This is a genomic window from Haloarcula vallismortis ATCC 29715 (assembly GCF_000337775.1).
GTDB lineage: Archaea > Halobacteriota > Halobacteria > Halobacteriales > Haloarculaceae > Haloarcula > Haloarcula vallismortis.
This window is the reverse complement of sequence record NZ_AOLQ01000056.1, coordinates 67150-88291: the sequence shown is the minus strand read 5'-3', so window position 1 is coordinate 88291 and position 21142 is coordinate 67150. Positions and strand designations below refer to the sequence as shown.

Here is a 21142-nt window from a genome sequence, read left to right as displayed (position 1 = left end):
TACTGAAGAGTTGATTTGCTGAGTGAGATGCCACAAATACTCGGAGAAATCGGCCTCAACGCAACTGTTCTCTTCGGTCACCGTCGCTATTCAAGTGGAGTTGGCAGAACCAAGACAGCGCTCTGATTTGCTCTGTTGAATAGCGGTCTAATCGTGTGGTATCACGGAGTAGAAGGGTGAAGCCGAGGAATTGACTCTGTCCATGGAAGTCGACATCCTCGACTTCGTTGAGCAGTGTCGGCATCTAGCTAAACAAGCGTTAGGGAAGCACGCGGGCGAGCCCGCCAGCGGCGGGTTCGCCCGCTGGATCCACGTCGTGTTACACTGTTTTCGACTTGAAGAGGATCATAGCTTCCGCGAGACGCCGAATCGGCTGAAATACATGGCGGAACTCCGCGACATTCTTGAACTTGACCAAGATGATCTCCCGGATTACACGACGATCTACAAATCGTTTGATCGGCTCAAAATGTGGGTGTGGCGGGCGTTGCTGCGCGTTTCAGCGCAGCAACACCCGCAATCTGGCCACATAGCACTTGACAGCACATTCTTTGACCAACGTTCGGCCTCATCGTACTACCGACAGCGGTCTGGAAGCACTGTCCAAACGCTGAAAGTGACGACAGTAACCGATACAGAGTCACTAGCTGTGCTTGACGTTCATATTTCAGCACGATGGCAACACGATACGAAGACCGGGCCGCAGGTCGTCCGCCGGAACGCGGACGACCTGCTGTCCGTCGCCGCTGACTCCGGTTTCCAAGACTGGCACACCGAATACGAGATTGCTGCACTGGATATAGACTACCTCGTTCACTACCGCGGTTCGTCATTGAACGCAACAGCGAATAACGCACTTATCCGGTCAAAAGGGTACACTCAGCGCTGGATGGCCGAAACCTCGTATTCGACAACGAAGCGCTCGCTCGGCGATGCCGTGCGAGCGCTTGGCTGGTATCGGCAGTTCCGTGAAATCATCCTGATGTTCGCCATCACAAACATAGAACCGCTCTGTGAACCGCTCTAACCGTGACTCAGGATCTATTCAACAGAGCAGAAATCATTGGTCTTTAGTTAGGCCTCACACCTCGGTTGTGTAGCGGTAGCGAGCGTCTCTTGGAGAATCGGTCGTTGCTTGTGGATCTTCTGAGCGTCTTCGATCAGCCGCTCCAGCAGTGGCGGTGGCGAATAACCGAGGCACTCACCGAGTTCAGAGAGGATGAGTTGGGCGTGCGACCGGAAGGTCGCCGCCCAACGCTCCGGCGGAAATACGATCTCGTCGTCGGCTTGCTCGGTGACTAGATCCAACAGATCACGGCTCACCAACAGCGACAGCAACGCTGCGTACAGCAGGATCTACACGATGTACGTCTTGCTCGTATCGAACTCATCCAGGTTATACTGCGTCTTCAACTCACGAAACAGCAGCTCTACTTCCCACCGACACCGGTAGATCGTTGCTAGATCTGCCGGCAGAAACTCTTCTCTCGGCAGGTTCGTGATATACAGATGGTAGTCGTCGGCGTCCTCGTCGCGGACGCCGACGACACGGAATGTCTTGGTATCGTATGATTGCGTGCCCGCGTACTCTCGTCGCTGAAACGTCGCTTCTACCTCAACATCGAGGTACTCGCGGTAGAGATCGTCCACGACATCTTGGATCTGGTCACCTTCCAAGGGAATGGCGTCGCCACGCCATTCCCGTAATTCCGCCGTTATCTCCGGGTTTGCGTTCGGTTTTAGCCGGCTTACGAAGTAGCCGTCGTTCTCATCAATCAGCGCAAAGCGGCGGTACTTGAAATACGCCTGATCAAACAGCACCAACCGGTCTTCTAGCCACGATCCCGTGGAAAACTCGGTGCTGTCGTGCGCTTTCTCGTCAGTGACGTTGAACCGATCAATCGTCTGGTCGGTGACGTTGTGGAGCAGGTGGAGCCGCGCTCCACCCTGCTCCCCTCGCCGTGGTTCGAACTCATCTGAGAGAAGCCGGTGCAACCGCAGTACGGTACCATCGGCAACCATCACATCTCTGAATCGGTCAATATCGACTCCAACAGCGTCAGGAACAGCGACCTCGTCGATGCCGTGCTCGACGAGGTCGCAGAGATACTCCGCAAAAGCTGGCGTCAGCCGCTGATGGAATCCGCCGGGAGAGAGTGTCTCATCGGCAGTGGCGTTGTAACTGCGCCGGAAGCCAGCGAGTGTTCGGCTCTCGCCTGCGGCGAAGCCGAACACGAACGACCACACGAGGGCGGGCATCTGTGTTTTCCTGTTGCGTTCGACCACGCCGAGTTCCTCGGCGTGCTCTTCGAGGAACTCAGATGGAAAAAGCGTAGTGAGCCGACGCATAATTCGAGGTGAGGAGGCTTCGTTGTGCACACTCGTCGCCTCCTCATTCCTTCCGAAAAGTACCCTCGATAAGCCGCGGCTGTCACGCGGTTTCTCGACTAACTAAAGACGGATGACCGTGAAATCAAGCTATGTCAAACGATTTGTCACGCCCTCACGAATTGTTCGGTAATAACAGACTACTATTAGTAATGTCCAATTATAGGCCAATTCTCTCAGACTATTTTCCTATATGTAATGGTACGTAAAAATGACTATTGAATAGCTAATATCTGGCCAAATTTAACCATCTAGTATCGACGCTTATCTCTATAATCCGTAGTTACCTGCCTGATGGCATCCGACGAAACCGAAGAGGCCGCTAGTAAGAAGGTTCCTACTGGGTTGAATAAAGAGATTACCGAATCGATAGAAGATGATAATAAGCAAACCTCGCAAAGGAGATTAAACCGGCGTTCAGTGCTCCAGCTAACTGGGGGGATAGGAATGGCTTTAGCCGGCGGTTATGGGGTTGCATCAGCTGAAGAATTGGCAACGCCGTCAGCAGATTCAGAAGTAGACGTTAAGATTGGATTTAACGACCGATCATACACTGACAAGTTCACGTATGTGGGCAGAGCCGAAAATAACTCTATCATCAACGGGAAACACGCGTACAGTGACAAATCACTGTCGGTGAAGTTTGCTGAGGGCGACCACTATGGAACAGACATGAGATACAGGTTTTCTGAGGAGGGGTACAGTGAACCTGAAACTCTCTACTTCCGATACTACGTCTACTTCCCGCAGGATTTTGAGGTAGTCGAGAACGGAGGGAAACTCCCAGGCCCCGTTGGGACCTATGGCACTGCTGGATGGGGCGGCCGTCAGTCCGATGGAACAAACGGATGGTCAGCCCGGATGTCGTTCACTCCCGGTTCTGATTCCGACCACGTACAAGTTGGATGGTACTGCTATCACGCTGATATGGGAACGTGGGGAAGTAACTGGGCCTGGTCGAAAAACGAGGCGGGGAATGTACTCAAAGGGCAGTGGCATCAGATTGTCGGCGAAGTGAAAATGAACACTCCAGAAGAGAACGACGGAGTGCTCCGAGGTTGGGTCAACGGCGACTTCGCGTTCGAAAAAACCGATATCCGGTTCCGAGACACGACTGATCTGAAGATTCAGGATTTCTGGTTTGACAACTACTACGGTGGTTCTTGGGCATCCCCATCGGACAACGAGGTTCGATTCGATAGTCTTCGAATGTGGACTGAATCCGCTAACGAAACCACCGACCCCACTCTGGAGAGCATAGATTCAGATAATAAGGGGCACACAGTAGCATTCATCTCTGAAGAGGGGAGCTCTACGGTAAATTACGACTTCACAAGTGGTGGATCAGTGGAGTTCACAACGGCGTCGTATGAAACCCCGGCCGGGAAACCAATAGAGGGCGGAACTTGGGAAGGTGTCGATTACATTGAGGAGGGTAGTGAAGTGGTCATGGCCGGTGGTGGGACCGGTGAAGGCTATGGTGACGCATATCTGGTCACTGGGCCTGTGCTGAATGCTACCATTCGCACCCCTGACGACATGTGGATCGAACTCAATGGTGAAAAAGTTACAACCGAACAGCTAATCGAACGCACTGCCTGGCAATAACTGGGCGTTTATTTTCTGATGTGGATTAAAGTTATTATTTGTATTTTCTTAGTTATATAAATTCTATCATAGTTGTGGCTGCATGCCGCGATAACAGAGCCACTGTAATACAACCGAAGAGCAATATCAATTTCAGTCCTGACCGGTTCCTGAATAGACAATACGGAGAGACGCCCTTCTAGAAATTTCTCTTCTATGTAGACTGAGACTGAAGCCATTTTTGACTAAGGATTACTAAGTACTGAAACCCTGAACTTCTGGACTGATGATACCTAGAACGATTCGGCGAAGGCGGCGATTGCTTCAATCACGAAACATCCCGGCAGCGGTGAGCGATGTATGACAGACATTCTAGCATTCACTGCACTGCGTCCGCGGGAACTGACTGACCCACTTGAAGCGACCGGATACACTGGAACGGTGATTAATATCGATAATGACCGCACTCTGCCCGGTCGAATATTTCAACAGATAATTCAAGGGGTGCGCAATCCTGATTTCAAGCCCGACGTGGTCATGGTATACAACGGTACTGGAGTTCTCGGGATTATATCGCTCCTTTTCGGATGGTACTATTCTGCAGCGGTAATCGTTCGAGTCAATGGGAACGTGTTTCGGCAGCATCGAGAAAAGACTGATGAGTTCCTCACAGGAGGTCAGTACGGTGCTTTTTTATTATATTCTCTGTTAGGATTGGCGACTCGTGTGACGTATGCGCTCGCAGACGGCTATCTCGTCGTTTCAGAAGAGCTCCGTCATGCAATCCAAACCAATACGAACTGTTCGGAGTCTCGCATAGCTGTAGTCCACAATCCTGTTCCGGACGTGTCGCCCCCTGAAGATGGTCAGACTCCAATCGGTCCCGCCCAACACGATCGGATCCTACTGACAGTCACGAATCTGAATTATGAGGGGAAATTTGAAGGTGTTAAACAGATCATCGATAGCGTCGGCCGGGACCTCCCTGACGATGTTGGATATGTTATCGCGGGCGGGGGAATCTATCTCGAAGAGTTGCGAGCATATCTAGACCAAGCGGCTCCCGAGGCAAGCGACCAAATCCATATCCTAGGGTACGTCAACGATATCGAGCTTCTCTACGATGCCGCGGATGTTTTCGTATACGTGTCTTATATCGACGGATTCCCTAATGTCGTACTTGAAGCTCAAGCGGCGGGATTACCGGTTATCGCGAACGCTGCTTATGGAATGGTGGAACAAATTGAAGACGGAGAATCTGGTGTTCTTGTCGAGGGGTCAGATGGCTCGACACTGGCTGACGCTGTCCACCGATTGCTTGATGATCCTGAACTCCGGGAGAGGCTGGGCACAGCAGCTCGTGAGCAGGTTACAGAGAAGAACTCACCAGAACGAATCGGTACGGAACTACTTGAAGCAACTGTCAATGTGAGTACTACCAACGAAATTGATACGAGCTAACTTCAAACCATGAGCCTGAACATACTCCACCTCCATCGAGAATCTGTTTTTCCACCGTCAGACGGTGGCGAAGTCCGAGCTTGGAAGACTGCTGACCGACTTGCTGATAACGGTACCGTTTGGTTTGCACAGCCCTGTGCAAATAATCACGTGTACGATAACGGTGTTCGAACAATCGACATCGGAAATCCGATTATGCAAACTAAGTATGGAAGAATCTACCTTTGGAACGCCTCATTGGCGGCCGGGCCATATTTTAACGAACATCAAACCAAGTACACTGTTGATACACTTCGCCAGCACCCGACTACATTCGACTTAGTGGTCTGTGAGAGTCCGCAGATGATTCGGGCGAGCCAAGAGTTAGCAGACTACAATAATGCTGAGCTGCTTGTAAACTTCCACAACTCGATGTACGAGTTGCTTGATCAACAACTCCGGTCGCGGCATGTACCGAGTGTTCTCCGCCAACGTGCGGTTAATCGACTTGAGCGACTTGAACATTCTGCTATCGATGCGGCGTCTATCGTGGTCTTTCAGTCAGAGGATGACGTAGCCCACTATGATTTGCCAGAGGATACACTCGTTAGCGTGATTCCCAATGGTTGTGAGTATGACCAGATTGCCAACGGTGGTGAGCCAACTCAGGTCAAAGAATCACTAGGGATTCAGGATGACGAGACAATTTGCGTCTTCGTTGGCGCGTATGATTATGAACCAAATAAGCGGGCAGCCAATCTCATCTGTGACACGATAGCGCCCGAACTATCCGAGTTCACATTCGTCTTAGCTGGGCGGAATCCACCAGATACAACGTCAATGAATGTCTTGACCCCCGGATTTGTCTCCGATCTTCCCGGGTTGCTTTCGGCCGCGGATGTTGCTCTGTGTCCACTGACAATGGGGTCCGGTACTAAACTGAAAATGGTAGATTATCTCGCGGCCGGGATACCGATCGTTACTACGCCCGTCGGGGCGCAGGGACTCCCCATTAAAGATGAGCAACACGCTATAATCGTCGATCAGCCAGAGGCATTCCCTGAGGCGATTCGCCGAATAGAACGCTCGCCAGATATGCAAGAGTCACTTGGAAGGAATGCGGCGAGCCTCGGAATGGAGTACGACTGGGACAGGCTACTGTCTGAGTACGATGAACTGCTCAACGAGTTGTATAATAGGCCTACGATACTGAATAACAGATAGTTATCGAAGTACTTAGTCAGTAAAAGCCCCATACTGATTTATCATCACACAGTGTGAGTATGTAATGGAAAAAGTTCAAGAGATGCCCAGATGGTCACGGGCGACATTCGGCATCGGCCTCGCTCTTATTTCGTTCTGCATGGTAATCTTCGCAAGCAATCCGACAACCAATACATACGAGTTCTCACTCTGGCAGGCGTATCCTCTTGCTTTTTGGGTTGGTCTCGTCGCCGCAGTCGCGTGCGGGCAATTATTAATCCTTCGTAACGCACTTACTCCACAGAGAAGGTACTGGAAGCTCGGGTTCGTAGTCATCAGCCTTGTCAATATCATTCTACTGTCTCAACCTCATATTCGGTATACGTTGTATGGACGGGGCGATGCTCTCACACATATCGGATACGTCCGCCGAATCGTTGCGACGGGTACAATCATGGAAACGAATTTTTATCCGGTATTCCATGTCTTGGCTGCGCTAACAACTGAACTCACCGCTTTAGCGCCGAAAGACGCAGTCACACTTCTCCCCGTGATATTCTCTGTGATCTACTTCGGCTCTTTCGTGTATCTTCTATATAGATTGGCACCGTCGTTGAGTTCGTTTCTCTTTGCTCTCCCAGTCAGTCTGCTTCCGCTTCTCGGCAAAGGGCATACTTTTGCCTTCCCCTCAGCAGTGAGTTTCTTTCTCACCCCGCTAATAATCTGTCTGTTCCTCAGACTCCATGACGGTGAAAAATTCCGAACCTACGCGTTCCTATTTACCCTACTAATATTGATTATGATTCCATTCCATCCGATGACGTTCTTGTACATGCTGTCTGCTCTAGTCATGCTTCGTCTCATGTCCGTTGTCGCAACCCATGTCAATTTGGTATCCTTAGAATCTCAAAGCACGATACGCGTCCCGGTACTGTTGCTTGGAGGGGTGTTGTTCCTCTGGTGGTACAGTACATTTACCACGACAATTTTAACGGGTTTCGACCTTCTGAACGCGCTCCTCGGTCGAACTGGCGGTGGACAGTTTGACCATCTCACTGGTGTGGCATCTACCTACTCACCTAGTCTTTTCGACCTTCTCATCCAAGGGGTCACTCGGTTCGGACTGCTTGGTACTATAGTCGGGGGTACTACTGTATTATTGGGCTGGCGTTTTTTCCATTCGATACGTAGCAAACAACCAGTTGATTCATCTATCGTCGCTTTCGCAATCGTTTTTGTGGCATTTGTGGTCATTTCCGCGGCTGCCTTCTTTGCTGATCTTGTATTCAGTTACGACCGGTTCGTCCGTCCGGTGTACCTGTCTGCGCCGATACTGATAGGCGTCAGTCTCTCCTTCGCCGACGACCGTATAGATCGTCCAGCACTACGGCGAATTGGCGGCGGAGTCCTCATTGCGTCGCTCCTTTTTTTGGTAGTATTCAGCATGATCAACCTTCATCCCTCACCAATGACTAAAGATGCAAATAAGCAAGTGACTGCCATGGAAATTGAGGGGAGTGAATGGTTCTACGAATTCCGGGACCAGAGCGTCCGTACCGACGAGCTTGGATTCAAGCAGTTTCGGTTCTTCAGCATCTCATCTGATGAGATCACACGGGAGGAGCCATACGATGTCGTCGTACTATCTATCGAGCAGAATATCCGTCTGGGTGGAACAGCCCCTCCGGATCACTTTGGATACGATGAGAATGAGTCTGTGGCCGTCACGTACGACGAGGAGCGATATTTACTATTGACTGAACCGGGCAAAAAAAAGTATCCGAATTTATATCCCGGTTACGAGCAGTTCTGGCGGTTTAATCAGGAGGATTTCCAACGTCTAAATAACGATCCTGGTGCTGACTATGTTTATGACAATGGAGAGTTTGAAGCCTACTATATCCACGGTTCGTGACCCGCAGTTTGTTAATCCGGTAGAGTTCACCAAGAGTAACAAGCGGACCAGGAGGCGTCGATGCGCGTCACGCGCTTGCCGTCGCCACACCGATGTAGTCGGTGGCAGTGCCTACAACACGCTCGAATGGCACGACCACTTGTTAATCGTATGGGTCCTGTCAGTCGCCCCGTACAACTCGCGAACCTCCGGCGATCTGAAAGACATCGAGCACAGAATCAAGGACTCTATGACAGGACACGGTGAGAATGTTCAATGAAACGATCGACGCTAAACGAGACGTACAACCAACGACTGGGGCCAAACGAACTAACGAGGACTGCAACCTCAAGCGAAGCACGCACGAGGCCAAGTCCACGCACAAACACAGGTGTTTCTCGCCCTATGTCTTCGCCTCGTTGTCGCTATCACCACCTACGAACGTGAAGGAAATCCGGGAAGCACGATCATCATGATGTGAGACCTTTTTTATGGCACTCTTTTAGTTTGTGTGCCCTACTCCATTTCCCTCCGGGAGATCGTTTTTGCAACTTTGTTGAGCAAACGAAAACTCACGCTTGTTGCCTTCGATCTGGTTGTTACAGATGGTTTTTTGAACATCGGAGCTCGAAGGCCCGAGATCCCACTCTGGATTGTTCCAAAAAAGGATTGGCTCAGTATCATATTCGGTGATCCGGTTCCCGTAAACCGAATTGTTTTGTGCCCAATCATCACCGTCTATATCACCCGATGGTGTCCAAGCGCCAAACCGAAGTCCATAGTCGCAATCAGCGATATCATTCCATCGGATCACGTTGCTGTTTCCTCCTATAGTAACGACTGAAGAGGTGTTGCGACCAACCTCGGAGTTTCTATCAGTACAGTACTCGACGGTGACATCAGTGGTACCGAGTTTGATGTCAACTAATTCATTATGTGCGTAGCCCTCACTATTATTGATATGATGGACCCGGATATTTCGGCTCTGATCTAGTGCATCCCAGGGGTAGAAGGGCTTGTCCCGGTGTATCTCGGGAGTCCCAAGGTAAACAACCTCCCGGATCCGCCCTTCCTCGTGATTGTCTACGCGTGGGTCGAATTGCATTCCCGCGGGACCGTCCATCTTGAAGCCCCCAATTGAGGCGTTCCGTAGTCGAATTGCCCGTACCATAGGCCGGCTGCAACCACCCATCAAAGATGGTTCAACTACAATGTTCCGGAGGTAATCGACTTTCTCGTTATCTTTCGGTGTAATGAGTACACACCGTTTGGCCCATGCTCTGTAGTCTTCAAAACGACGCTCCGGGTTGAGTAACCCATTGATACTCACTCCCCTAACGTGGATGTGATTGTGACCGATACGAATACAATTGTCAGAACCGATTGGTGGCCGTATAACTGCATCGGACGAGCCAATGATGGTTATCGGTGCGTTCTGGCGTCCGCTACGCACCGTACGAACAGTCTCCCGATATTCGCCGGGGCGAATCCATACTATATCTCCCGGACGTGCTCTATCAATGCCCTCTGAAACTGAATTGAGTGGATACAATTGTCTCCCGGAATTTTCATCATCCCCGTCGCTTCCGATATAGTATATGCGGCTCCCCGAATCACGCTCATTTTCTTCTGGTTCCATCAGTTCAGTTGAGTTCAGCTTATCACTGTCTGACATCACCGATTCGTCTTCAGATGAGTCTCCACACCCAGCAACTATCGCGCTTGCTGAAGCACCTATTAATCGGAGAAGGTTCCGACGATTGGTGCGAGCATCATCCATCAGCAATTCGATATGAGATATTAGGAAATTGTTATATAGTTCTTTCACATGATACAATCGTATCGCCTAACCATCAGCGATACAGGTTTCTCAGTAAGAACATAGTAGGAGGCCACTAACACTCAGCGCACAAATCATGAGAGCGGTCTGGTGTGTAGCGGACTCCGGTTCGTTTTCTGTTGAGCAGGGACAATTACGTCGTGATTCAGCGGAATTTGAATAATAGACACTTGAGTAAGCGAGCCATCGCGGTCGCCGCGGAATTAACACTCATTTACAGAAGCTATATCCTAGCAATAATCCGAGTGTAACGGTCAGATACATCCGTCTTTAGTTAAGCGAGAAACCGCGTGACAGCGGCGGCTTATCGGGACTACTCTTCGGAAGGAATGAGGAGGAATCGAGTGTGCACAACGAAGCCTCCTCATCTCGAATTATGCGTCGGCTCACTACACTGTTTCCCTCTGAGTTCCTTGAAGAGCACGCCGAGGAACTCGGCGTGGTCGAACGTGACCGCAAGCTCCAGATCCCTGCCTTCGTCTGGTCATTCGTGTTCGGCTTCGCCGCAGGCGAAAGCCGAACACTCGCCGGGTTTAGACGCTGTTACAACTCTACTGCCGATGAGACGATCTCTCCGGGCGGATTCTATCAGCGGTTGACTCCGACGCTTGCGGAGTACCTCCGCGACCTCGTCGAGCACGGTCTCGACGAGGTCGCTGTTCCTGACGCTGTTGACGGTGATGTCGACCGATTTAGAGACGTGATGATCGCTGATGGAACGGTGTTGCGGTTACACGAATTTCTCTCAGATCAGTTCCAAGCCCGCCACGAGGAGCAGGCTGGAGCGAAGCTCCACCTGCTCCACAATGCCACAGAGCAGACGATTGAACGGCTCGACACTGCTAACGAAAAAACGCACGACAGCACCTTGTTCAAAACGGGGCCGTGGCTTGAGAACCGCCTCGTGTTGTTTGATCTCGCCTATTTCAAGTACCGCCGGTTTGCGCTGATCGACGAGAACGACGGCTACTTCGTGAGTCGGCTGAAGCAGAACTCGAATCCGGTGATTACGGCAGAATTACGGGAATGGCGCGGCCGCGCCATTCCCTTAGAGGGTAAGAAACTTCGAGCTGTTCTCGACGACCTCGACCGGAAGTACATCGATGTAGAGGTCGAAGTAGAGTTCAAACGAGGGCCGTACAACGGCACACGATCGCTGGATACGAAGCGATTTCGCGTCGTCGGCGTCCGCGACGAGGACGCCGACGACTACCACCTGTACATGACGAATTTGGCGAGAGAGATTTCTTTCCGGCGGATTTAGCAGAGATCTACCGTTGTCGGTGGGAAGTTGAGTTGCTGTTCCGCGAGCTGAAGACGCAGTACGAACTGGATGAGTTCGACACGAGTGACGAACACGTGGTGAAGATCTTACTGTACGCAGCGTTGCTCTCGCCGCTGGTAAGCCGTGATCTGTTGGATCTCGTCACCGAGCAGGCGGATGACGAGCTCGTCTTTCCAACAGAGCGCTGGGCGGCGACCTTCCGGTCGCACGCCCAGCTCATTCTCCACGAACTCGGTGAGTACCTCGGCTACTCACCACCGCCGCTGCTCGAACGACTGATCGAAGACGCTCAAAAGATCCACAAGCAGCGACCAATCTTACAAGAGACGCTCGCTACCGCTACACAACCGAGGTGTGAGGCTTAACTAAAGACGGATGCGGTCAGATATTCCAACCCCCATGCAATCATAAGTAGCGGTTTAAATAAGGTACTGATGTAATTATAATCAACAGTATATTGATAACCTAGACACCAATTAAATACTTCATACCCTCTGTGTCTTGTGATTTAAATAACGTTGATTTAAATCAGACCTGTTCAAATAATTGAGGGATGGAATGAGATAGTCAATGTTGATTTGCCCTACTGATCATTCGATAGAGCTTGGTCGCAGGCTTATAAGTCAGATCACCTCCGAGCGATGCAAGGAGGTACAAATAAGGCCTAACTTGCTTTGGATAGAAATAAATCGATTTTATCGAATACTTTATTGCGTCCGTATAATAGTTGTTTGCGATTGCGGAGCGGGCTAAGGTTTCACTGAGTGAAGAAATAAACCGTCGTTCGTAGTATGAACCGTGTTCCGCAGCGGTTTCACGATGCTTCGAAAGAAATAGTGGATAAGATATGTCGCGCTTCGATTCAAAGTCATCGCCAATCTGTTCGTGCTCGCCCAGTTCTCGTAAGACAAGCAATTCTGAGATTACCTCAAACTGGCAGTGTTGAGAGAGTCTGATGTACCATTCCCGATCCTGCCAAGAGGGCATCTCTACATCAAGGAGTCCGGCCTTCTGGATGATGTCGGAACGAACCATGACACAAGAAAATGGAGTCAGCGGGACGCCGAGGAAAATGTCTGTTGTCGCGTCACCCTGACTCTGAGACATTCTACTATAGACACGATTCCCAGTAGAGTCAACACATTCCATACCGGTATAGACGACTCCGACATCATCGTCCGTATCTTGGAATGCCCGGACTTGTTTCTCAACTTTAGTTGGCTTCCATTGATCATCGTCGTCAAGGAAAGCAACGTACTCACCGTTCGTTGCCCGGATTGCTGTATTCCGAGCGGCGTTCGCACCCCGATTTTCACTATGCCTGATATAGCGGATATCAATCCCAGAGTCGTCAAATTGTTGTACTACGGGGCCAGCTGGTCTGGGAGAATGGTCGTCGACTACAATTAGCTCTATAGAGTCGTAGGTCTGCTCCACAACACTTCTTATTGCTCGTTTAAGGAATTCTGGTCTATCGTAAGTAGGTAGGACTACGCTCACTGTGCTTGACTCCGAATCAGGGGCCGTAGAATCAGTCATTATTCAATCGAACCGGACGGAATTAGATTGTTAATATGGAACAACCCGTGATTAGCAACCTCCTACAGAGGTTTGGCCACGTCGGGATTTCATTAAGAATCTTGGGAGTAAACCGACAGCATGTTTATCAACCTGTCATAGAAAGCCACTTAGGTGAGGGCGCAAGGCTTTGGAACTGTGTCCAACAACGTTCTCTGCAAAACGTAGCTTTGTTCAACGGGCTCTTGAATGCAGCAGCTATCAAGACAACTCCGCTGTTTGAGCATCTTGACTTCGAGGTTCTACTGTAGGAAGACGTGTTTGCTCTCGTTCATCTTGGGCGAACAAGAAATCATATATCACCAGAACCTTTTCAAGCTTTCTGCACTGCCACTACGAAAGCGTCTGGGGCACTCATCAAGTCATACGAGGATCATAGAACTGCCTTGTCTGGTACTACTGTGGACTTAACAAACCGCCACCTAGAGATACGATTGATTGATTCCTGACTGATATCTGATGAGCTATCGACAATATTTCGACTATCCAATGTGTTAAAGAATATGATATTATTCAGAATAAGTTTAGACGATATATTCTTAAATACTTGAACTGATTCACATGACTGATGTTGTTTCTCGCCACAAGAGATACATATCAGTTTATTTTAGTTTGCTGTTGGGGCAAGCAATTTCCGAGTTGGATGATCGAAAAAACGCTACGCCCTTCCCCTTACTTTTCAGTCAGTATCTGAACACTACGCCCAGTGTCGAGGCAGTTTTTTTACTGCGCTGGACAGAGACGAACGTATGATTCGCAACCGGGCCAAACTCGGCACTGACGCCGTACACGAGGTCGCACTCGATTGCATCACTGCCGCCGTGGACGCAGCTGCGCCCGAGGCCGCCACCACATCAACCGTCAGCCGAGACGGCCAGACGCTGACAATCGGCGAGTCGACATACGACCTCGACGAGTACGATGATGTCGTCGTCGTCGGCGGTGGGAAAGCCGCGGGGGGTGTGACACGGGCGCTCGAATCCATACTCGGCAACAGCCTCGATGACGGCCACATCGTCGTCAAGCAGGCAGTCGGTACCGAAACCGTCCGGAGTACGATAGGCGACCACCCACTACCGTCGGACCGCAACGTCGAAGCGACGGCCGATATCCTCGACACGGTCGATGCTGCGGACGCGGACACGCTCGTTCTGTTCGTGCTGACCGGCGGAGCCAGTGCGCTTCTATCGGCCCCAGCCGGGGATCTGACACTGGACGATCTCCAGACAACGACAGAGAGGCTTCTCAGTGGCGGCGTCCCGGTTGCGGAAATTAACACGGTCCGCAAACACCTCTCGGAGCTGAAAGGTGGGCAGATAGCGCGGCATGCGGCTCCCGCTACGGTCGCCGGAGTACTCATCAGCGACGTTGTCGGAAACGATCTCTCGACCATCGGCAGCGGTCCCTCAGTCCCAGATGAGACCACGTACGAAGATGCGCTCGACGTGTTCGAGCGGTTCGACCTCACCCCACCGCCGGCCGTTCTGCGTCATCTCGAAGCGGGACGGGACGACCGGATAGCGGAAACACCGTTTCCCGACGATTCGGTCTTTGACCACGTGACGAACCATCTCATTGGGGACAATGCAACTGCACTCGATGCCGCCGCTGCCGCCGCGCGGGAGGCCGGGTACGAACCATTGGTGCTCGCGTCTCGGTTGCGCGGCGAAGCCCGCGAGGTGGCGAAACCACTCGTCGCTATCGCCGAAGAGGCTACAGCGACGGGAACGCCAGTCGAACCGCCGGCCGTGCTCCTCGCCGGTGGCGAGACGACCGTGACCGTAACGGGGGACGAAGGACGGGGTGGCCCCAATCAGGAGTTCGTCCTCTCTGGCGCGCTGGTACACAACGGTAATGCGGTCATTGCCGCCGTCGATACCGACGGCGAGGACGGGAGCTCCGACATGGCTGGTGCTATTGCCGACGCGACCGATGTCGATGACCGCGAACGGGCCCGCGACGCACTGCGTACGAACGACGCCAGCTCGTACCTCTCGGAAATCGGGGCGACAGTCGAAACCGGGCCGACTGGGACAAACGTTAACGACGTAGCAGTGATCGTTGTTCCGGAAACGAGCGGTTGAGACCCGCTCCCGGCCACAGGGGTTATTTTTCAGGCCGCGCTGTCAGTCGTGTCATAACGGTGGACGCAGTGTGGCCGAACCGTGGACCACGTTTATCAACAGACGGGCTGATATGCCGCGTATGAACGCATCAGATCAACGGCTTGCGGCGGGCGCACTCTCAGTCCCTGAAGAGACAATCGTAGAGGCCTGTGGCGACCCGCCGCTCCCCGAACTCGGCATCATCGAACAGGTCTGGGAGACGGACCCGATAGCACCGGCCGACGTCGGCACACACGCGGCTCGTGCGGTCGAGTCACTGCCTCTCGCCGACGTACCCGAGGGTGGGGAGGTTGCACTCGGCGTCGGAAGCCGGGGCATCGCAAACCTGCCCGACATCGTCGCTGGCGTCGTCGATGCAGTGTCCGACGCCGGCTACGAGCCGTTCGTCTTCCCGGCCATGGGAAGCCACGGTGGCGCGACCGGTGGCGGCCAGCGAACGATGCTGAACGAGCTGGGCGTGACTGAGTCGGCAATCGGCTGTGAAATCCGGTCATCTATGGACGTGGTCGAGGTCGGACGGACACCAGACCGGAACGTGCCGGTCGTCGCCGACGACACCGCCGTGGCGGCTGATGCAATCATCCCAATCAATCGAATCAAGCCACACACGGACTTCGACGGCCCCGTCGAGAGCGGACTCTCGAAGATGCTCGTCATCGGCATGGGCAAACAACGAGGCGCACAGATAGCCCACAAGTGGGCTGTTGACTGGTCATTTCGCCGGATGATTCCGGAGATTACCGGGCAGTTGCTCGAAGAACTGCCCATCGTCGGCGGCGTCGCAATCGTCGAGGATCAGCACGACGAGACGACGCTGATAGAGGGTGTACCGCCCAGTGGCTTCCTCGACCGTGAGGCAGAATTGTTAGAGACTGCCTACGAAAAGATGCCGACGCTCCCGTTCGAGAATCTCGATCTCGTGATATTCGACCGCCAAGGAAAGGAAATCAGCGGTCAGGGACTCGATACCAACGTCATCGGCCGTCGACCGTTCTCGATAAATGAACCGGCACCCGAGACGCCGGATATCAAGCGCATCTACACGCGCGGGCTGACGGAGAAGACCCACGGGAACGCGATGGGTGTCGGGTCGGCGGATGTTATCCATGAGAACATCATCGCGGAACTCGACGCCCAGACCTCGCTCATCAACGCGCTCACGGCGAGCACGATTCGCGGGGTGAAACTGCCGCCAGTGGTCGAAACCGACCGTGCCGGCATCGTCGCCGCGCTGTCGACGATTGGCGTCGTCGACACCGGCACCGTCCGCGTGCTTCGCGCGGCGGACACAATGCATCTCCACCGCCTCTACGCGTCACCCGCGCTGGTCGAGGCGGCGCGCGGCCGCGAGGACCTGCGCGTCGTCGAGGAGCCATCTCCAATCGAGTTCGACGACGGGCGATTCGTCGCCCCGCCGTTGCGCGAATAGCCGCCGGGAGCCTGTCGTTCAGTATTCGCGTTTCGGGAGGGGGACCCTCATACTCTCGACATGCGTACAAATAAAAGCGGGATAAATAACGGCCGTACACACGTTAGGTACTGGACGGGTCAAACGCGCGTGCACGACAGCCAGAACAGCAATCGGCTGGGAACGCGAAACCGGTCACGCCGCCAGCAGTTCGATGGGGTGGCTGGGCTGTCGCTCCAGCAGGGCGTCGATCTGTTCGAGACAGGAGGTCCCGCTGGCGACTACGGGCCGGTCCTGGACGCCGTCCTCGCGCAGTTGCGCCCGGAGCCGGTCACCCACGTCCATGCTCAGCTCGTAATAGTCGGACTTGTAGCCGAAGCTCCCGGCCATGCCACAACACTCTACGTCGGATGTAGCCACGTCGTAGCCACAATCTTCGAGGACAGTGACCGTGTGGGCTTCAAGTCCCAGCGTCCGCTGCTGGCAGTGGCTGTGGTACGCGATTTCGGCCCCCTCGACGGTCGACAGCGCGTCCACGGGCGCCCCGTTGTCGAGCAGTCCGAACACGTATTCGAACACCTCGTAGCTGTTCGCCGCAATGTCAGCGAACGTCGACTCGTCAAGGAGGCGCTCGTACTCTCGTGTGAACATCGCGTGGTCGCTGGGCTCGATAACAACCACGTCGCGGCCGGCTTTGAGGTGGGGGTCCAGAGCCTCCGTGACCCGTTCGGCGTGGTCTGTCGCCGTCGACACCATCCCCTGGGAAAGCGGCGCGCGGCCGCTGGAGGGAACCGACGGGACGACCACGTCGACGCCGAGCGATTCGAGCACCTTCACGGCGGCTTTGCCGCGCTCGACCTGGACGTGATTCGTGTACAGGTCCGGGTACAACACCGCCCGTCGGTCGGGGTCGTCGACCACCGAGTCACGGGCCGCAGCCCAGTCAACGAGCGTCTCCCGCTCGAAGGTGGGCAGGTCCCGCCGCGGGTCGATGCCAAGCACTCGCTCCATGACCTGCCGCGAGACGCCCGTGTCGGCAAGCCAGTTCGACACTGGCGCGGTGGCGCTACCGAGCTTTGCGACGGTCTCGAAGTTTCCGAAGAAGCGCTTCTGGAGGGGCGCGCCGTCGTCCTCCTCGTCGGGAGTGAGTCCGTCGACGAGCCACTCCCCGGGAGCGTCCTTGTCGCGGTTGATGCGGTCCCGGACGACGGTGTTGATCCACGGGATGTCGATACCGACCGGACAGGCGTTCACGCAACGCGTACACCCGGTACAGAGGTCGTTGAACTCCTCTGCCACGTCCAGCCCTTCGATGCCGGACTCCCAGCCCGTCGCGATGCCACCCGAATACGTTTCGCCGCCGAAGGCGTGGCCGCCAACACTCTGGAAGTTGGCACAGGAGTTCGAACAGGCGGAACACCGGATGCAGTACAGCGTCTCCCGAAGCTGCTCGTCGTCTCGCATCTCCAGTCGCCCGTTGTCGATAAGGACAAGATGGAAGTCGCGGTCGGAATCAAATTCCGACAGCGGTGTTTCGTCGTCTGTGAAGTCGACGACCGGTGTGTCGACTGGTGGAGTCAGCAAGGAGACGTACGATGTAATATCCTGACCGGTGCCCGACCGACCGATGAGTTCGATAAACGGGTGGAGGTCCGCGACTGTCGGAATGACCTTCTCGACGCCAGCGACAGCGACGTGCGTATCCGTCGCGGCCACCGTCTTGCGGGCGTTCCCCTCACTGGTGACCAGCGCCATCGTCCCAGTGTCGGCCGCGATGAAGTTCGCACCGGTGATACCGACTTCCGCGTCGGCGATCTGTTCGCCGAGTTTCTCGCGGGCGAAATGTGTCAGTTCCTCGGCCGTCTCCAGTGGCTCGTCGGGGTCGAACCGCTCGTTGAACAGTTCAGCGATGCTTTCGCGTGACTTGTGAATCGCGGGGGCGACAATGTGTGACGGGGCTTCGTCGGCGACCTGCAACACCCACTCACCCAGGTCGGTCTCGACCACGTCCACGCCGTCCGCTTCGAGCGCTTCGTTGACCTCGATCTCCTCACTGGTCATCGATTTGCTCTTGACGACCCGGTCAGCCGCTCGCTCGTCGGCTACCTCGCGGATGTACTCGTTCGCGTCAGCGGCGTCGTCGGCGATGTACACGGTCCCACCGTTCGATTCGACGGTATCAGTTAGCTCGTCGAGAAGGTTCGGCAGATCTTCGATTGCGTCCTCCTTGATACTGCGGGCTGCTCGCTTGAGGTCCTCGTAGTCCTCCAGATCCCCGACAGAGTCGTAACGCCCCGCGTTGAACCCCTGCGTGTTCTCCGCGATTGCCGCACCCTCGGTCCGCATCAGTTCGCGGATTTCGTCGGCCGACGCCATTGTCAGGCCCCCTCCTCGACGATGATAACGTGAACTTCCTTCGGTCCGTGTGCGCCCCTGACGAGCGCGCCCATATCAGCTGTTGCGCTCGGGCCTGTTGCGATGATCGCGCTCCCGTTGGTTTCGGTAACCCACTCGTCCAGTTCTGCCACTGCTGTGTCCATGTCAGGCTGGATATCTTCCTCGTGGAGAATCGCGACATGGCGCTCAACAAACAGGCTCACGAGTTCACTGGCCTGTTCGGTCATCGTCAGGACGAGCGAGCCGTAGTCGCCGACACCGAGTTCGGCACCAGTGACGCCAGTGACCGCCTCGCGAAGCGCGACCGGGGTGGGGTCGACCGTTACCGGCGTCTCCGTGAGGGAAAACGCCTCGTCTCCAACTGTCTCGTCGAGCCCGACCCCGACTGCTGGCTCCATGACCGCCTCGGTGACAGCGGCTTCGAGCTCAGACTCAGGTGTGCTGGAAACTGCCACGCCCAATGCTTCGAGAGCGCCCTCGAACGAAGCGCGTTTGCTTTCCATCTATACGCGAACTGAAAACCTACATCATCATTTAGTTTTTGTCTGCAAGGGACGAAAATCCGAAAGGTGCGGTCGATCAGCCCCGAGATTTCCTTCGGCATTGAACACTATGTTACTAAAACAGCCTTCTACCTACGGACACTTCCACCCTCCCGGGGTGAGCGGATGTTAGTAGAACGTGACGCAGTGAATGGCTCAAGAAGAGTACAATATAGATAGACCTGACGCAGACTACTATCGTTTTAGGTTTTATCTATCCTACCACAGCCAAATTAAGAACTATCTAGACAAAATACCCATATAAAAATATGGATATGGCATATCTGTAACTATACAGCGCCTCAATCACAGCATCGAAGCTGTAGCGGTGGCCAGTTATATTCGTGTCGAGCAACAACCCAGAGGCGAGAGGTTTTGTGGGTTCTGTGAGAAACGCCGATAACGGACCGATGGACGACCACCCCGGTGCACCACCAGAAACAGAAGTCGCGACATTACTAAAAGAGGGGGCGGACGGTGACGCTCTGAAAGCGCTTGAGCGACTTTCGAGGGCTGAGCCGGATACTCAGCAGGCGTGCTTCCGGTCACTCAAAGCGACTGCTGACGACCAGCCAGAACTATTCGACGGCGTACTGCCATCGCTCACCGAGTTTTTAGAGAACAGCGAGCGGCCAACACGGCTCACAGCAGCGAAATTATTCGTCACAGTCAGCGAGGATGCGCCAGACAGCGTCGTTCCGGTCGCCTCGGCGCTTGCCGAGCGACTGGCGGATGAGTCGGAGTTCTACTACGTTCGCGCCCGGTGTGCAGAAGCGCTTGGCTACGTCGCCGTTGATTACCCCGATGCTGTCACGTCACCTGAAGTCGTAGCAGACCTGCGCATTGGCTTAGAATTCGACAGACCAGAGGTCAAAGAGAAATTGGCGAAGGCGCTGGCGTACATCGCGTTGGGGCGTCCCGAGAGACTCCAGTATCAGGTCGACTCGCTCGCCGACCACCTTCGAGCGAACAGCGAACTGGTCCGGTATCATCTCAGCACGGCCCTCGTCGGTATCGGCTCTGCCTGTCCCGAGCGGCTTACAGACGCCAGAGAGGCGCTCGTCTCGTGTCTCGAAGATGAAAGCAGATACGTCCGTGGCCGGGCGGCTGAAGCGTTAGGTCTGCTTGTCGACACTGGAACAACGGAGTCGTTCCCGCAGGCACAACTAGAGGCACTCACTACCGACGAGGAGTTTGTTGCAAAGCGAGCCCGATTCGCCCTGTCTCAGCATCGTGGGGAGGACCCGTCCGATGCGTTCACAGGAATAGCCACGAGGAATGCAATCCGTGCGCAGACAGCCGACATTGTCTCAGAAATCCAGACGCCAGAAGGCGATGGCGAGTGCACACACTGCGGGCTTTCACTCCCGAACGCCGGCCCACCGCTGTGTCCGGGCTGTGGCACACCGCTGTAAGTATGGAGCCAGATCGAGCAGCGGTGGCAGACAGTGGGA

14 protein-coding genes and 3 pseudogenes are annotated in these 21142 nt (G+C 54.1%); 12 read left to right on the top strand and 5 right to left on the bottom strand.

The window, feature by feature from the left end; genetic code table 11:
* The first annotated feature begins 202 nt into the window (after nucleotides 1-202).
* On the top strand, nucleotides 203-1027 hold the full coding sequence (locus tag C437_RS13705) for an IS5 family transposase (protein ID WP_004517567.1): 825 nt from the start codon (nucleotides 203-205) through the stop codon (nucleotides 1025-1027).
* 47 nt (nucleotides 1028-1074) lie between these two features.
* Here the strand turns inward: C437_RS13705 and C437_RS13700 are convergent.
* A pseudogene (locus C437_RS13700) lies at nucleotides 1075-2349 on the bottom strand (IS4 family transposase).
* Between the two features lie 333 nt (nucleotides 2350-2682).
* Between C437_RS13700 and C437_RS13695 the strand changes: the two are divergent.
* From C437_RS13695 to C437_RS20985, 5 genes and pseudogenes are all read left to right on the top strand, one after another.
* On the top strand, nucleotides 2683-3996 hold the full coding sequence (locus C437_RS13695) for a polysaccharide lyase (RefSeq protein WP_004517564.1): 1314 nt from the start codon (nucleotides 2683-2685) through the stop codon (nucleotides 3994-3996).
* A 339-nt stretch (nucleotides 3997-4335) separates the two neighbouring features.
* A complete protein-coding gene (locus tag C437_RS13690; RefSeq protein WP_004517563.1) occupies nucleotides 4336-5436 on the top strand; it encodes a glycosyltransferase family 4 protein in 1101 nt (366 codons plus the stop codon).
* 150 nt (nucleotides 5437-5586) lie between these two features.
* The gene (locus C437_RS13685; RefSeq protein WP_160163017.1) at nucleotides 5587-6639 is read left to right on the top strand and encodes a glycosyltransferase family 4 protein; all 1053 of its coding nucleotides are present in this window, start codon (nucleotides 5587-5589) and stop codon (nucleotides 6637-6639) included.
* Nucleotides 6640-6703: 64 nt separating this feature from the next.
* Nucleotides 6704-8533, top strand: a complete 1830-nt coding sequence (locus C437_RS13680; RefSeq protein WP_004517561.1) for a hypothetical protein — start codon at nucleotides 6704-6706, stop codon at nucleotides 8531-8533.
* A gap of 39 nt (nucleotides 8534-8572) precedes the next feature.
* Nucleotides 8573-8993 (top strand): annotated as a pseudogene (locus tag C437_RS20985) (IS5/IS1182 family transposase); the annotation flags it as partial.
* A gap of 21 nt (nucleotides 8994-9014) precedes the next feature.
* Here C437_RS20985 and C437_RS20205 read toward each other — a convergent pair.
* Nucleotides 9015-10292: a right-handed parallel beta-helix repeat-containing protein gene (locus C437_RS20205; protein WP_139175317.1), complete on the bottom strand. Its 1278-nt coding sequence runs from the start codon at nucleotides 10290-10292 to the stop codon at nucleotides 9015-9017.
* A 436-nt stretch (nucleotides 10293-10728) separates the two neighbouring features.
* On the opposite strand from C437_RS20205, the gene C437_RS13670 reads away from it, so the two are divergent.
* Nucleotides 10729-11616, top strand: a complete 888-nt coding sequence (locus tag C437_RS13670) for an IS4 family transposase (protein WP_004517559.1) — start codon at nucleotides 10729-10731, stop codon at nucleotides 11614-11616.
* Nucleotides 11505-12002: a transposase gene (locus tag C437_RS20980; RefSeq protein ID WP_319946241.1), complete on the top strand. Its 498-nt coding sequence runs from the start codon at nucleotides 11505-11507 to the stop codon at nucleotides 12000-12002. Before C437_RS13670 ends, C437_RS20980 begins: the two co-directional genes overlap by 112 nt.
* 202 nt (nucleotides 12003-12204) lie before the next feature.
* Here C437_RS20980 and C437_RS13665 read toward each other — a convergent pair whose 3' ends face one another.
* Complete coding sequence (locus C437_RS13665; RefSeq protein ID WP_074654936.1) at nucleotides 12205-13176, bottom strand: glycosyltransferase family 2 protein; 972 nt, start codon at nucleotides 13174-13176, stop codon at nucleotides 12205-12207.
* Between the two features lie 137 nt (nucleotides 13177-13313).
* On the opposite strand from C437_RS13665, the pseudogene C437_RS21245 reads away from it, so the two are divergent.
* From C437_RS21245 to C437_RS13655, 3 genes and pseudogenes are all read left to right on the top strand, one after another.
* A pseudogene (locus tag C437_RS21245) lies at nucleotides 13314-13654 on the top strand (hypothetical protein); the annotation flags it as partial.
* A 310-nt stretch (nucleotides 13655-13964) separates the two neighbouring features.
* A complete protein-coding gene (locus tag C437_RS13660; protein ID WP_004517556.1) occupies nucleotides 13965-15299 on the top strand; it encodes a glycerate kinase type-2 family protein in 1335 nt (444 codons plus the stop codon).
* Nucleotides 15300-15420: 121 nt separating this feature from the next.
* On the top strand, nucleotides 15421-16770 hold the full coding sequence (locus tag C437_RS13655) for a nickel pincer cofactor-dependent isomerase, group 22 (protein ID WP_004517555.1): 1350 nt from the start codon (nucleotides 15421-15423) through the stop codon (nucleotides 16768-16770).
* Between the two features lie 174 nt (nucleotides 16771-16944).
* Here the strand turns inward: C437_RS13655 and C437_RS13650 are convergent, their stop codons facing one another.
* Nucleotides 16945-19125 carry an LUD domain-containing protein gene (locus C437_RS13650; protein WP_004517554.1) on the bottom strand — a complete coding sequence of 727 codons (2181 nt, stop codon included), beginning with the start codon at nucleotides 19123-19125 and terminating at the stop codon, nucleotides 16945-16947.
* A gap of 2 nt (nucleotides 19126-19127) precedes the next feature.
* Complete coding sequence (locus C437_RS13645) at nucleotides 19128-19649, bottom strand: LUD domain-containing protein (protein ID WP_004517553.1); 522 nt, start codon at nucleotides 19647-19649, stop codon at nucleotides 19128-19130.
* Between the two features lie 449 nt (nucleotides 19650-20098).
* Here C437_RS13645 and C437_RS13640 point away from each other — a divergent pair, with 449 nt between their 5' ends.
* Nucleotides 20099-21103, top strand: coding sequence for a HEAT repeat domain-containing protein (locus C437_RS13640; protein WP_004517552.1), 1005 nt, complete (start codon nucleotides 20099-20101; stop codon nucleotides 21101-21103).
* Nucleotides 21104-21142: the final 39 nt, after the last annotated feature.